Source organism: Ensifer sp. 2TAB8, from assembly GCF_052115125.1.
In the GTDB taxonomy this organism is placed as follows: domain Bacteria; phylum Pseudomonadota; class Alphaproteobacteria; order Rhizobiales; family Rhizobiaceae; genus Ensifer.
The window spans coordinates 52639-66052 of record NZ_JBFRGB010000001.1 but is presented as its reverse complement, the minus strand read 5'-3'; the positions used below and the strand labels follow the sequence as shown (position 1 = coordinate 66052).

Genomic DNA, 13414 nt, shown 5'->3' with positions numbered 1-13414 from the left:
AGCGGTTTTCCGTCCGGAATTGCGGCATAAAAAGCCAATTCCAGGAAAAGTGTGAAGCGGTTTTCCGTCCGGAATAGCGCCTCGCGGAGCGTCAGCCTTCCATCTCAAGCGCCAGGGTGGCGAGCTTGCGCACCGTATTGAGGTTGCGCGCGGTGCCGGCCTTTGCGGCCGGAAGCTTGAATTTCGACGGGCCCGAACCGTTGGGGAAATGAATGTAGATTTCGCTCCCGGCCATCTGTACCTCTTCGCCGTCAGGGGCGACCAGCTTGTCTAGCGCGTCGGCGGGCGCCGGCTCACGCAGGAAAACGACAAGCAGCAGATTGGGCCGGGCGCTCGGGAAGGGGGCCTGATCGGCGATCGCCTGCAATTGCGCGCCCGTCCTGATCATCACGCCCGGCGCCTTGCCGAGCTTTTCCTGAAGGGCGCTGTCCAGCATCGCGGCTGCTTCTGCCGCCGGCAGATCGGAGCGGAACAGCACGTTGCCGCTCTGGATGTAGGTCTTGACGTCGGCAAAGCCGAGCCGCTCGCAGATCGCCTTGAGGTCGGCCATCGGAAGCGATCCCGTGCCGCCGACATTGACGGCACGCAGTAAGGCGACATGGACGGGCATGACGGGACCTCCGGGATCGCGATGATTTTGGGTCAGTCGGACCCAAAATCATCAAGGCGATCGATTTTCACATTAGGAAGCGGGGCGTGTGCGGAAGGCCGCATACACTTCCCTCATCCAGCTTCGGTTACATCTTGCCGGCGACCTTGATCGCGAAGGCGTATTCGAAGGCGATCTCTTCGAGCCGCTGGAAGCGTCCCGAGGCGCCACCATGGCCGGCATCCATATTGGTCTTCATCAGGATCGGCGCGCTGCCCGTCGTCTTCTCACGCAGCCGCGCGACCCATTTTGCCGGCTCCCAATAGGTGACACGCGGATCGGTGAGGCCGCCGAGTGCCAGGATCGCCGGATAGGATTTGGCGCCGACATTGTCGTAGGGCGAGTAGCCGGCGATGATGTCGTAGAATTCGCGGCTTTCGATCGGGTTGCCCCATTCCGGCCACTCCGGCGGGGTGAGCGGCAGCGTGTCGTCGAGCATGGTGTTGAGCACGTCGACGAAGGGCACCGCCGCGATGATGCCCGTGAATTTCTCCGGAGCCATGTTGGCGATCGCGCCCATCAGCATGCCGCCGGCCGAGCCGCCCTCGGCGACGATCTTTGCGTAAGACGTGAACTTCTGTTGATTCAGATAGTCAGCGGCGGCGATGAAATCCTTGAAGGTGTTGGTCTTCCTGGCCATCTTGCCGTCTTCGTACCAGGCAAAGCCACGGTCCTTGCCGCCGCGGATATGGGCAATCGCATAGACGAAGCCACGGTCGGCGAGCGACAGGCAATTGGTGTTGAAGCCAGCCGGAATGGTGATGCCATAGGCACCATAGCCGTAGAGCAGGCAGGGCGCAGAACCATCAAGCGGCGTGTCCTTGCGATAGAGCAGCGTCACCGGCACTTCGGTGCCGTCCCAGGATGGCGCGAAGACGCGACGGGTCACGTAGTCGTCCGGGTTGTGGCCGGAGGGCACTTCCTGGGTCTTGAGCAGCGTGCGCTCGCGCGTTGCCATGTCGTAGTCGAAAAGCTGCGACGGCGTCGTCATCGACGAATAGGAGAAGCGGATGACATCGGTGTCGTATTCGGCAGAACCGGAAAGGCCGAGCGAATAGGCTTCTTCCGCAAAGGCGATCGCATGTTCCTCACCGGTCTTCCGGTCGCGAATGACGATTTCCGGCAGTCCTTCGCGCCGCTGCAGCCAGACGAGATGGCGGGCATAGGCCATGTGGCTGAGGATCAGCGTACCGGACTTGTGCGGCACGATCTCACGCCAGTTCTCCTTGCCCGGTGCATTGACCGGCGCTTCCACGATCTTGAAATCCTTGGCGCCGTCAGCATTGGTCAGGATGTAGAAGACGTCACCGCCTTCGGTCATCGAATATTCGAGCCCGACGACGCGTTCGGCAACGAGCTTCGGCTCGGCCGTCAGGTCGCTGGTCGAAAGCAGCCGATACTCGCTGGTCTCGTGATCATGGATGTCGATGTAGATGAAGTCGTCGAGCAGCGAGCCGCCGACCGACATGAAGAAGCCGGGGTCCTCTTCCTCGTAGACCAGCCGGTCGTCTGCCTGGGCCGTGCCGAGAATGTGATGGAAGATCTTCGACGGGCGATGGTTGTCGTCGAGCACGGTATAGAAGAAACTCTTGCCGTCGGGCGCCCAGGCGCCGCCACCGCCGGTGTTCTCAATCACATCGGCGAGGTCTTCGCCCGTCGCAAGGTCGCGAACCCGCAGCGTGAAATATTCCGAACCCTTGTCGTCATAGCCCCAGATGCCGAGGCTGTGGTCGGTCGAATGGTCGAGGCCGGCAAGACGGAAATAGGCCTTGCCCTCGGCTTCCTTGTCGCCGTCGAGCAGGAGTTGGCGGATCGTCTCGTCCTTGTGATCGCCGTCACGGGGAATGCGGAAGTAGCGCGGCTGTTCGCCGTCGGTGACATAGGCATGGCCATAGGCGAAGGGGCCGTCCTTGACCGGGATCGAGCTGTCGTCTTCCTTGATCCGGCCGCGCATTTCCGAAAACAGCGTCTTCTGCAGCGCCTTCGTGTCATCCATGGCCGCATTCATATAGGCGTTTTCGGCTTCGAGATGCTTGCGGATTTCCGGGTCGAGGATCGAGGGATCGCGGAACATCGCCTGCCAATTGTCCGCGCGCAGCCAGGCGTAGTCGTCGGTGCGGGTAATGCCGTGGCGCGTGTCGCTGACCGGCTTTTTGGCGGCGACGGGAGCTTGGGGGAGGTTGCTGAATACGGACAAGATGCGTCTCCGGGATCAATGCGGCGGGAGACAATGAGATAGAGAGCCTGCCGATGGGGATCAAGCGCAAAGGCGGTCGCCGGACGCGCGTTCGTCATCCGGCGACCAGGTCGCCTCTTCCCTGTTTGTGGGGAGAGGGCCCTGTCCTTCCTACGACTTGGCCCTGGCCTGGCGTCGATATTCTTCGACCGGCAGTCCGCCAACGCCCCAGTCTTCCAGCGCCACTTCGTCGATCACCACGAAGGTGCTGGCCGGATCCTTGTCGAGCACCGTGGCAAGCAGGTCGGTCACACCCTTGATCAGGGCGGCCTTCTGTTCGGCGGTTGCTCCTTCGCGAGTGATCTTGATGTTCACGTAGGGCATTCGGTTCTCCTCATGTGGAAGGCTTGAGGTCGTAGTGGAAGACCTTTGCGATGATCTGCCAGCGGCCGTCGACGAAGACGAGCGACAGGAGATCGGTGAAGGCCTTCTCGCCGATGGCACACTGCACCTTGGCGATTGCCGTCACCGGTCCGGCGAATTCGATGGAAAGGATCCGGTCTGCGCGTTCTTCGCCTCGGCTTTCGGGCGAAGGGCGCTTGTCGACGATCGGAAAGTACCTGTCCATATCGAGTTCGAGCAAGGTGCCATCCGTCGCCGTGGCGTAGAGTGCCTTCGGGTGGAAGACCTGCTTGAGGATGCCGGTGTCACCTCGGTAGAGCCCGTCGAAGTAGCGCTGCAGCAGCTCGACGACGGCCGTGAATTGCGGATCGTTCGGTGTGTTGCTCATGCCGCGATCAACCCCTCGGCCTGCAAAGCGGCGCGCACCGCCGGCCGCTCGCCGATCCTCTGCATGTAGGCGGTGAGATGCGGCCAGGGATCAAGCGAAACACCGGTGACGCTGCCCCAGTTGACGACGGTGAAGAGATAGGCGTCGGCAACCGAGAAGGCCTCGCCGAGCAGATGGGGGCGCCCGTCCGAAAGCAGGCTTTCGACATTGCCGAAGCGCTTCGCCACCTGGGCCGCGGCCGCGTCCTTCGCCTCCGCGCTCGCCGTCTTGCTGAACAGTGGCGAGAATGCCTTGTGCAATTCGGACGAGATGAAGTTCAACTGTTCGTGCAGGCGGGTGCGCTCCAGCGTGCCGTTGGCCGGTGCGAGCTTTGCCGCCGGAAAGCGATCTGCGATGTATTGCACGACCGCTGCACCTTCGGTGACGACATCGCCGCTCTCCAGCACCAGTGCGGGCACGTAACCCTTGGGGTTGATGGCCTTGAAATCGGCACCGGTTTCCGTGCGGTGCGTCGCGGTGTCGACCTTGACGATCTCGAAGTCGGCGCCCGCTTCGCGCAGGCTGATATGGGGAGAAAGCGAGCAGGCGCCGGGGGCGTAGTAAAGCTTCATGACCAAGTTCCTTGCTGAAATCATCGTCTCCTGTCGAAGACGGGGGAACCTAAGCGCAAGCGATAACCTTTGTATATCAGATAACCTTATGTTACCTCCTTTTCAGGTTTCCCGACGGTAACTGGAAAATATGCCTATGAGCTTGAAAATCCGGAAAAATCGGGCTGCGGCCTTGCCGCCCACCTGCCCGGTCGGCGAGTGCATGGTGTTGCTCGGCGGAGCCTGGACGCCGAACATCCTCTGGTCCTTGAGCGCCGGACCGCGCCGTTTCAGCGAACTCAGGATCGATGTTCCCGGCATTTCGGCAAAGGTGCTGAGCACGCGGCTGAAGGAACTCGAGGAAAAGGGGGCGATCGACAGGCGGATCGTCCCGACTTCGCCGCCCTCGGTGGAGTATAGCTTGAGCGAACTCGGTCTGGAGTTCATTCCGGCGATTCATGCCATCGTCGAAGTCGGCCATCGGCTGAAGCAACGGCGCGAGGCCGAGCGGCTTCGTAGCGAAGGCGCTGACGGGAATGCCATGCCCGCGGCAGTCGCTGGCGTTTGACGTCTACCAGCGCCCCTTCAACGATTGCACGGCGTGCTCGATGAAGGCTCTGACTTTCGGCGTCTCGGCCTGGCGGTCGGCAAAGCAGGCGTAGAAATCGAAGGGTTCGTGGTCGGTATTGGCCACGCCTTCGCGCGGCACGCCGCCGAAGAGCGGCACCACCAGACCCTGCTCGATCAGCGGTGCTGCGATAAAGGCGCCAAGACGGGTGATGCCGGCGCCGGCGATCGCCATTTCCGCGAGCGTGTCGATGTCGTTGCTGACGATCGTCGCTTTCAGTTCCGGTTCGAAGCGCAGGCCATCGCGGTTGAACGCCCAGCGAAAGATGCGACCGTGTCCGGCATAGCGATAGACGAGGCAATCGTGGTGGACGAGATCTTCGGGTCGTTGCGGCCGGCCGCGTCGCTCCAGATAGGAGGGCGCGGCGCAGATGATCATCGGCACGGAAGCGAGCTTGCGGGCAATCAGGCCCTGTTCGAGTTGCAGGCCGAAGCGCACGCTGATGTCGATGCCCTCGCCGATATGGTCGATTTCCCGGTCGGTGACGACGAGTTCGATCGAGACATCGGGATACCGGACGGCGAAGGACGGCACGAGCGGAGCCACGACATGGCGGCCGAAGGCGACCGATGACGCGATCTTGAGCTGTCCGCGCGGCTCAGTGCTGAGCGCGGAGACGGCTGCGGCCGCGAGTTCCAATTCGTGCACGACGCCGCGCACCCGCTCGTAATAGATCCGGCCGCTCTCGGTCAGGCCAAGCTGGCGCGTGGTGCGGCTCAGCAGCCGGCTGCCGAGTGTCCGCTCCAGCCGCGCGATGTTCTGGCTTGCCGATGCGGGCGTGATCCCCAGCTTGCGCGCGGCCGCGGCGATGCTGCCCTCTTCGACGCTTCTGACGAAACTCTCCACTCCGCGCAGCGTGTCCATAATTTCATCCATCGAATGTTTATGACTATTCGATGGTTTTGCCTATTTCTGACGGAGGTTGCAACCGCCTACCTCGCCGGTCCGTGATCCGTATAGTGCGGCCCGAAGCGAGGGGATGGTCCCCTTGGTCATTGCAGGAGAGTTTCTGATGGAAGATACACTGTCCGCTCCGCGGCTCGCGCGCAGCCGCAAGCTGCCGCCGCGCACGGCGCCCATCGCCTTCGCCTTCTTCATGTCTGCGATCATGGCGTTCTTGATGTGCTGCGTCATCGTCGGCGCCAACACCGGCATCGATGCCGGGTATCCGGCCCGCGTGCTCGGCTCCTACGCGCTCGCCATGCCCGTCGCCTTCGTTTGCGTGTTGCTCGTCCGCCCGCTGGTCGCAAGGCTCGTTGGCGCCGTCTGCCGTCTGCCTGGTTGAGCAGAGCACCGTCCCGGAAAGCCGGGACGGGCTGCCCGATGCATCGCCATGCGGATCAACGGACGGAGCCGCGATAATCCGTCGACGTGGCTGGCAAACAACATCTCCCGCTCATGCGCTCCTGTATAAAGCGTCACGTTGCTTTGGTTTTTGATCGGGAGCAGGGGTATCGTGAACAATACATATGGCAGACTTGCCTCTCATGTTTATAATTTAGACAAATATATTGGAAGGTCCTTCGGCGACGTAGAGTACTATCGGGCGCGGCTTGATGGCTGTGCCGGGCCGATTCTCGAGCCCGCCGTCGGCAACGGCCGGGCGCTGATCCCCTTGCTTGAGGCTGGCTTCGATGTCTGCGCCTTCGACGCTTCGCAGGACATGCTCGATTATTGCCGGGCCCAATGTGTCGAACGCGGGTTTGCCCCGGCATTGTCGCGCCAGATCTTTGAGAGCTTTACCTACGAGCAGCGTTTCGATGCGATCGTCGTTCCCGCCGGCTCCCTGCAATTGATCGGCGATCATGCCGTGGCGAGCGCGGTGCTGAGACGTTTCCACGATCATCTGGCGCCTGCCGGACGTTTGATCTTTGATCTCTATCCGAACGACATGGTCGCGGACCTGCAGCCGAATATCCGAAGCTGGCAGACGGAGACGGGCGACCTGCTGACGTTGAACAGCCAGCGGGTGAAGACGGACTTCATCGGCCAGACCACGGTATCGCACCTGCGCTACGACCTCTGGCAAGTGGGGAGGCTGGTATCGAGCGAGCTCGAGTTCTTCACCATGCGCTGGTGGGGTGTTCAGGAAATGGTGCTCACGCTGCAGGCCGCCGGCTTCGTCGATATCGTCGTTACCGGCGACTATGCATTTGGCCGCGCGCCGCAACACGGTGACCATGTCGTCACCTTCGAGTGCCAGCGATCGGGTTAATCCGAGCGAACGTCAGAGAAGTCACGCCCGGTTTCCCGGGCGTGACTTGCATCCTTAGCGGCAACGCGTGGCGGCGTTGCCCTGATCGAGCTTGGAGCCGTTGACGGTCAGCACGGCGCCCGCCGGCTGGGTGATCGTTCCGGTCGACCAACCGTTGTCGAGAAGGCAATCCTTCGGTGTGTTGGTGACGCCGACATTGCCCTTGATGTCCTCGGCCGGGCCCGAGAAGTAGAGGCCTGCCTTGCCGGCCTTGTCGACCGTCATGTTGTTCAGCACGATGTTGCTGACCGGCCCGCCCAGGAACGCGTAGTCGCTACCGTAGATATAGGCGCCGTAGGTGCCGGCATTGGTGATGGCGACGTCCGTAAGCGAGATCCCCGAGACCGGGTTGAAGAAGATGCCGGCATTGCGCGTGCCGTCGACCTTCAGGCCCTTCACGTTCACATTGGTGGTGGTGGCATCGAGGTTCGGGCTCGAAATCAGCATCAGGCCGTTGATGCCGCCCATGAGCCGCATGTCGTTGATCGCGACGTTGGAGGTGCCCTGCAGCACGACGAGGTCCATGTCGCGGTCCTGCTTGGAATTGTCGATGGTCACGCGGTCGAGCTTGACGTCCTTGCCCGCGACCAGCAGCACGCCTTCGCGGCGGGAGTTGCTGATCGTGACATTGTCGAGCGTGACGTTTTCCGTGCCGGTGACCAGTTCATACTCGGTACGGCTGATCTTCTTGAATTCGCCACCGGCAAAGACGCCATAGGTCACCTTGTCGATCGCGGTGTCACGCACCGTCACGTCGCGGCTGCCGACGGAGCTGATGGCGGCAAAGGGTGCCTTGTTCGGATTGTAGACCGAGAATTCGCAACTCGTATTGTTTTCGCAAATGAAGAGGTCGTGGATGCGGCTGTCCTGAACGAGCGCGCCGTCGACCCGCGCGAAGCGAATGCCGTCATGGTTGGTGGCTGAAATGTCGACGTTGTCGACCGTCACGTTCGCCGCATCGGTCGCCGAAATACCGGCGAGGCCGCCGCGGACGGCAAGCGACGAGATGGTGCTGCCTGACGCCATGGCGATGACGTCCTGGGCCGGGTTGTAGCCGGTGATGGTGGTGGCAGCACCCTGGTTGACGAAGGTCGCTGTCGCGCCGCTTCTTGCGCCGCGCACCGCAAGTACGCCGCCTCCGCCAAGAAGCGTCTGGCCGTTCTGGAGGGCCAGTGTCCGGTCGAGGCCGAGGTCGCCGTTGGCAAGGATCAGCGCGTTCGTACCCGCCGAACCGATGAGCGCGTTGATGGCATCGGCATCGCCGGAGGTTGAGGAAACGGTGACCACGCGGCCGGCGTCACGACCGCTGTCGGCGAACTGCGCCGCTTCGATATCGCCGGTCGCGCCGGCGTGAGTGCGGATCCCGGTCGCGCGCTCGACGCGCTGCGTCATCGGGTCGAAGGCATCGTTGGCCGAGCCGGTCGCGCCGAATGGGATGCGCAGCCGCGCCATGACTGCGCCTTTCAGCTTGTCCTCGTTGTCATAGGTACCGGTGACGCCGAGTGACACGGTCGAGCCCTCGGAGAGACCTGGCAGGTCGGCAAAAGTCAATTCCGCGCGCAGCTTTGCGCCGAACATGTCGTCGAGGTTGCGGCCGCCATACCAGTAGCTGCCGCCGAAGACCTTGAGCTGCACCTTTGAGTCTCCCTCGAACACCGGCAGCCGGCCGCCGATTTCGGCGTCGACGCCGCGCCGCGCCCGTTCCTTGCCTTCCTGGATGACGAGCACGTGGTCGCGCACATAGGCGGTGTTGAAGGCGTTCAGCGCCTTCGCGCCGGTCAGCGGCAGGTAGAAATTGCTGCGCATTTCGAGGTCGCCGCTCAATGCCTCGAGGCCGAGGGACAGCTGGCTGAACGAATTGCCGTAGCTGCTTTTCAGGTAGTCGTAGTAGCCGTAGGCACCGATGATCCACTGGTCATTGGCACGGAAGCGATAGCCCGCGCCGATCGAGCCCTGGCGGACGGAATCATTGGCAATCGTTCCGCGTGTATCGATGAAGACCGCATTGCCCGAATCGAGCACGAAGGGCAGGAAGAAGCCACCGCTCGCATCCGAGCCGCCGCTGAAGAATCCACCTTCGATTTCCGCCTGCGGACGGAAGTCGACGGCCAGGGACGGACTGGAAAGCAAGGTGCTGCTTGCCAGGGCGGCCATAAAAATATTCTTATTTTTCATATCATTAACTCCGCATGTATGCGGCCTTGGGCGAGGCCGTCTGGGCATGCGGTTAAAATATGTGAGTAAAATACTCAAGTTTATTGATGGGCGAACGCACAACTATCCAGCGGCGTGTTGACGCAGGCGGATGGATGCGGGGCGTTCGCAACTTTAAGGAATGTCCCATCCGGCATCGGAGCCGCCCGCCAGTCGGCGGGCGGACCGGTAGGAGAGAGCGGCCTAGGCTTTGAGTGCTGCTACGTTTTCCTTGGCATAGGTTTCCAGGCTGCGCGGCTCATGGCCGGTTAGCGTCTTCACGTCGCCGGTCGGCTGTGCCACCCAGCCCTCGCGCACCGGATGGAAGATCGAGGCAAGAAGGCCCGCATAGTCCGCCGGCACGCCTGCGCCCGTCAAAATGCCGACGAAGGTGTCGTCGTCAACGGGGGCATACGCAATCGGGTTACCGGTGACGCGCGACAGGATGGCGGCGGCCTCGCCATAGCTCAACGCTTCTGGACCGGTGAGGTTGAAGGCGCGCCCGTTAAAGGCATCGCTGGTCAACGCGGCCACGGCGCTTGCGGCGATATCGCKGGTGTCGATGAAGCTCGTCTTGCCCTCGGCCGCCGGCACCGCTATCGCGCCGTGGCGGATACCCTCGATCCAGTAGGTCTGGAAGTTGTCGGAGAACCAGTTGGGGCGAAGGATGACGAAGGGCGCGCCGGTTTTTGCGAGTTGCAGTTCAAGCTGGCGATAGGGGATCTTGTCATCCGCATCGACGCCGATGACGGTCATCAGCACGATCTTGATGCCGCGCGCCGCTGCCGCTGTGACGATCGGGCTAAGAAGGCCCAGCGGGTCGAGGTAGCCACCGGGCGTCAGAACGAAGATGCGGTCGACGCTGTCGAGGGCAGGCCCGAAGGTCGCTGCGTCCAGGTAGTCGAAGGCGACGGCTTCGGCGCCGTCGACCGGGGTCGCCTTGCGGGATGCCGCCTTGACCGCTTCACCACGGGCGACCAGCGCTTGCACCACCTTGCTGCCGATTGTTCCGTTTGCTCCGAGAACCAGAATCTTGCCTGACATCATTGTGCTCCTTAGTATCCAAGTGAAACTACATTGCGAATGGATACTAGATATAAGCGGAGAAAAATGCTGTAAAGGAGGCAGGTTTTGGTGACATGGTTTCCCGCCGGAAACCGTCGTGTGGAGCGCCTGATGGAATACGACGTCTATATCCAGACCTGTCCGACGCGTTTGGTGCTGGATCGCCTTGCCGACAAATGGGCGGTGTTGGTGCTCGGCAAGCTCGATGAGCAGCCGGTCCGTTTCAACCAGCTGAAGCGTGAGATCGACGGCATTTCGCAAAAGGTGCTGTCACAGGTCCTGAAGAAGCTGGAGCGCGATGGTCTCGTCAGCCGCAGCGTCTTTGCCACTGTGCCGGTAACCGTTGAATACGCGATCACGCCGCTTGGCCGCACGCTGACGTCGACGGTCGCCGCCCTGACGCGCTGGGCCGAGGACAACATCGAAGCGGTGCTGCAGGCGCAGCAAAAATACGACCGCAGTGCCTGAGGCGGCTGCGGCCGACGAGTTGCCGCAAACATCATTCGTTTGCGGGCCGGGAGAGAGGGGTCAGGCCACCAGCTTGAGGCCGATGCCCCAGGGATCGATGAGGCTGTAGCTATCGCCGGCGCGGTTCACAGCGATTTCCAGCGCATCGAGCTTGGCAAGGGCGGCCGCGCGTTCAGCCGGGTCCTTGTACTGGATCGTGTAGTCCGAAAGCCCTGTCATATGGCCCTCCCGCTTCGGTGCGTTGCGCGAGTTCCAGATATTGGCGGCGACGTGATGATGGTACTTGCCCGAGCCGAAGAAGCTCGCGCCCGGATAACGTGCCATCAGCCCCAGTCCCAGCACATCGCGGAAGAACGCGTCGGCCTGCGGAATATCGGAGACCTGCAGATGGATGTGGCCGATGGCGGTGCCGTCAGCCATGCCGTCCCAATTGTCCTTGGGCGCTTCGTCATAGAGCGCCTGGAGATTGAGCGGCAACGTGTCCATGCCGACAGTGCCGTCGGGCTTGAAGCTCCATTCCGAGCGCGGCCGGTCGCGATAGACCTCGATGCCGTTGCCTTCGGGATCGGCGAGATAGATCGCTTCGCTGACCAGATGGTCGGAAGCGCCCTGCAGCCTGATGTTGTTGTGCGCGGCATGGGCGAGCCAACGGCCAAGCTCCTCACGGTTCGGCACCAGAAAGGCGTTGTGGAAGAGACCAGGCGCATTGCGCGGCGCCCTGGCAGCGTTGCCTTCGGTAGTCAGGCTGAGGAGCGGGCGTCCGTCAACGCCGAGCGTCTCGCCGCTCTTGCTCGTTTCGATCGGCTTCAAGCCCATGATCTTCTGGTACCAGGCCGAGACGACGGGCAGGTCCTGGACGACCAGATGCGCGTGGTCGACATGCGCCGGCATGGCAAGGGCGTGGTCGGTCGGGAGATCCATCATGTCTGCCTCCTTGGCGTCGAAACCGCAGCCGGTCAGCCGGCTCAGTTTCGGTGAAACTGTTGCTCGGAATATGGGCCGGCTCGTCCGTTCACGGAAGCCCGTCAGTCGCTTGATGTTGTGTTCGATGAGCGTTGACAGTGGATGCCGTCGCCCTACCTCACCTTGAGTAGGGTCACGCGAGCGCGGCGCTTTCGATTTGATTTCAATCAAAGCCGGGAAAGCTGTCGAGGCGCAATCTCCAGACGAGGGATTGGCCCGCCACATCTGGCGCTGCGATCCGTGAGGGCAACAGAAGGAGTACAGCATGTACAAGAAGATCATCGTCCCGATTGCAATGGATCAGCTTGAGCACGGCGAATCCGTGCTGGGCATCGCTGAGAAGCTGATCGATGAAGGGGGCGAGATTGTCCTGCTCAATGTCGTCGAGGATCTGAATGCCTATGCGCAAGGCTACATGATCGTCGATTTCCCGTTGGAGATGGTCGAAGAATCCCGCAAGCAGGCAAAGAAGACGCTCGAGGACCTCAAGACCAAGCATGGGATCAACGGCCGGGTCGAGATTCGCACCGGTGGTGCTGCCGGCACCATCAACGCCCTTGCGAGCGAAGAGAACGCCGATCTGGTGATCATCGCCTCTCATCGGCCAGGCCTCATCGACTACTTCATCGGATCGACCGCAAGCCGGGTGGTCAGCCATTGCCCTTGCGCCGTACTCGTCGACCGGTAACCTGCCAACAATAAGAGCGGCTGCGGCGCGATCATGCGCCGCCACCGCCGAGGAGTCTTCAGATGGACAAGTTTGCGCTTGACGACTTTCGCAACCGCCTCACCCACCGCAAGCAGGAACTGCAGGGGCGGCTGGTCAAGATCGAGCATGATCTCGATGAGCCCATGAACGCCGATGTGCCGGATCGTGTGACCGAACGCGAGGGCGATGAAGTTCTCGAAGGTCTCGGTCTGGCAGGGCAGGAGGAGATCCGCGCGATCGACGCGGCACTCGACCGGATTGCCGCTGGCACCTTCGGCACCTGTGTCCGCTGCGGCCTGCCGATTTCGTCAGCGCGTCTGCAGGCCGTTCCTCATGCACCGCTCTGTCAGGAATGTGCGGCCGAGGTGGCCCGCGGCGCAAGGTGAGCCTTCGAACGATCGCCGCTACTTCATCCGCGGCGACCTCGGGGCATTATCCGAGCTCCAGCTTCAGTCTCGGCAAGAAGCGGCCGGGGATTACCGTCGATGCGATCACGCCGTCGTCGACGGCCCCCATGCGGCGATAGAAGTCGGCCGCGCCCGGATCGGCGTCGATCGTCATGACCGTGGCGCCACGGTTGAGTGCCGCTTCGACACACCAGCCAAAAAGGCGACGGCCAACGTCCGCCGAACGGGCGTCCGGATCGATGAAGAGCTTGTCGAGTTCAGCGACGCAGCCATCGAAACGGACCTGGGCCAGGCCAAGGATCCGGTCACCGTCGACGGCGATCTGCAGATCCGAATCCTTCCAGTCTTCGGCCGTCAGCGTCAACGCCGGACGGCATGCCTCCAGGAAGGCGGCATCGTATCCCCACACGGCTTTCGATCGCAGACAAAGGTCGCTGAGTGCAGCGGCCTGTTCCGGCTGAGGGACGTGCAAGGCTGGCATGGTTTTCCTCCCGATGGCATCGCGTGCAGGTGCATGTGGTC

At 62.2% G+C, this 13414-nt stretch carries 16 protein-coding genes; 6 read left to right on the top strand and 10 right to left on the bottom strand.

Annotated elements, in window-relative coordinates:
• Positions 1-91: 91 nt before the first annotated feature.
• The 5 genes from AB4Z53_RS00330 to gstA all read right to left on the bottom strand — a co-directional run bounded on the left by AB4Z53_RS00330 (position 92) and on the right by gstA (position 4226).
• Positions 92-610, bottom strand: coding sequence for a DUF1697 domain-containing protein (locus tag AB4Z53_RS00330; RefSeq protein WP_441594159.1), 519 nt, complete (start codon positions 608-610; stop codon positions 92-94).
• A 127-nt stretch (positions 611-737) separates the two neighbouring features.
• Entirely contained in the window at positions 738-2846 is a 2109-nt protein-coding gene (locus AB4Z53_RS00325; RefSeq protein WP_441594158.1) for a S9 family peptidase, read from the bottom strand.
• Between the two features lie 150 nt (positions 2847-2996).
• Positions 2997-3209, bottom strand: coding sequence for a tautomerase family protein (locus AB4Z53_RS00320; protein WP_441594157.1), 213 nt, complete (start codon positions 3207-3209; stop codon positions 2997-2999).
• Between the two features lie 10 nt (positions 3210-3219).
• Positions 3220-3615, bottom strand: coding sequence for a nuclear transport factor 2 family protein (locus AB4Z53_RS00315; protein WP_441594156.1), 396 nt, complete (start codon positions 3613-3615; stop codon positions 3220-3222).
• On the bottom strand, positions 3612-4226 hold the full coding sequence (gene gstA, locus AB4Z53_RS00310) for a glutathione transferase GstA (protein ID WP_441594155.1): 615 nt from the start codon (positions 4224-4226) through the stop codon (positions 3612-3614). Before gstA ends, AB4Z53_RS00315 begins: the two co-directional genes overlap by 4 nt.
• Before the next feature lie 136 nt (positions 4227-4362).
• On the opposite strand from gstA, the gene AB4Z53_RS00305 reads away from it, so the two are divergent.
• Positions 4363-4773: a winged helix-turn-helix transcriptional regulator gene (locus AB4Z53_RS00305; protein WP_441594154.1), complete on the top strand. Its 411-nt coding sequence runs from the start codon at positions 4363-4365 to the stop codon at positions 4771-4773.
• 3 nt (positions 4774-4776) lie between these two features.
• Here the strand turns inward: AB4Z53_RS00305 and AB4Z53_RS00300 are convergent, their stop codons facing one another.
• Positions 4777-5697 (bottom strand): LysR family transcriptional regulator, encoded by a 921-nt coding sequence (locus AB4Z53_RS00300; RefSeq protein ID WP_291155583.1) that lies wholly within the window; start codon positions 5695-5697, stop codon positions 4777-4779.
• A 148-nt stretch (positions 5698-5845) separates the two neighbouring features.
• Between AB4Z53_RS00300 and AB4Z53_RS00295 the strand changes: the two genes are divergently transcribed.
• Complete coding sequence (locus tag AB4Z53_RS00295; RefSeq protein ID WP_291155580.1) at positions 5846-6118, top strand: DUF2798 domain-containing protein; 273 nt, start codon at positions 5846-5848, stop codon at positions 6116-6118.
• 171 nt (positions 6119-6289) lie between these two features.
• Positions 6290-7048: a class I SAM-dependent methyltransferase gene (locus tag AB4Z53_RS00290; RefSeq protein WP_441594153.1), complete on the top strand. Its 759-nt coding sequence runs from the start codon at positions 6290-6292 to the stop codon at positions 7046-7048.
• A 54-nt stretch (positions 7049-7102) separates the two neighbouring features.
• Here AB4Z53_RS00290 and AB4Z53_RS00285 read toward each other — a convergent pair whose 3' ends face one another.
• Together AB4Z53_RS00285 and AB4Z53_RS00280 are read right to left on the bottom strand one after the other, a co-directional pair.
• Entirely contained in the window at positions 7103-9262 is a 2160-nt protein-coding gene (locus AB4Z53_RS00285; protein WP_441594152.1) for an inverse autotransporter beta domain-containing protein, read from the bottom strand.
• Positions 9263-9484: 222 nt separating this feature from the next.
• Positions 9485-10324: an SDR family oxidoreductase gene (locus AB4Z53_RS00280; RefSeq protein ID WP_441594151.1), complete on the bottom strand. Its 840-nt coding sequence runs from the start codon at positions 10322-10324 to the stop codon at positions 9485-9487.
• A gap of 132 nt (positions 10325-10456) precedes the next feature.
• Here AB4Z53_RS00280 and AB4Z53_RS00275 point away from each other — a divergent pair, with 132 nt between their 5' ends.
• On the top strand, positions 10457-10813 hold the full coding sequence (locus tag AB4Z53_RS00275; protein ID WP_113538073.1) for a winged helix-turn-helix transcriptional regulator: 357 nt from the start codon (positions 10457-10459) through the stop codon (positions 10811-10813).
• Positions 10814-10873: 60 nt separating this feature from the next.
• On the opposite strand, the gene AB4Z53_RS00270 is transcribed toward AB4Z53_RS00275, so the two are convergent.
• Positions 10874-11737 (bottom strand): VOC family protein, encoded by an 864-nt coding sequence (locus tag AB4Z53_RS00270; protein WP_441594150.1) that lies wholly within the window; start codon positions 11735-11737, stop codon positions 10874-10876.
• Between the two features lie 304 nt (positions 11738-12041).
• On the opposite strand from AB4Z53_RS00270, the gene AB4Z53_RS00265 reads away from it, so the two are divergent.
• Together AB4Z53_RS00265 and AB4Z53_RS00260 are read left to right on the top strand one after the other, a co-directional pair.
• A complete protein-coding gene (locus AB4Z53_RS00265) occupies positions 12042-12464 on the top strand; it encodes a universal stress protein (RefSeq protein WP_113537868.1) in 423 nt (140 codons plus the stop codon).
• A 62-nt stretch (positions 12465-12526) separates the two neighbouring features.
• A complete protein-coding gene (locus tag AB4Z53_RS00260; RefSeq protein WP_113537867.1) occupies positions 12527-12871 on the top strand; it encodes a TraR/DksA family transcriptional regulator in 345 nt (114 codons plus the stop codon).
• A gap of 46 nt (positions 12872-12917) precedes the next feature.
• Here the strand turns inward: AB4Z53_RS00260 and AB4Z53_RS00255 are convergent, their stop codons facing one another.
• Positions 12918-13373, bottom strand: a complete 456-nt coding sequence (locus AB4Z53_RS00255; protein WP_441594149.1) for a GNAT family N-acetyltransferase — start codon at positions 13371-13373, stop codon at positions 12918-12920.
• Positions 13374-13414 lie beyond the last annotated feature (41 nt).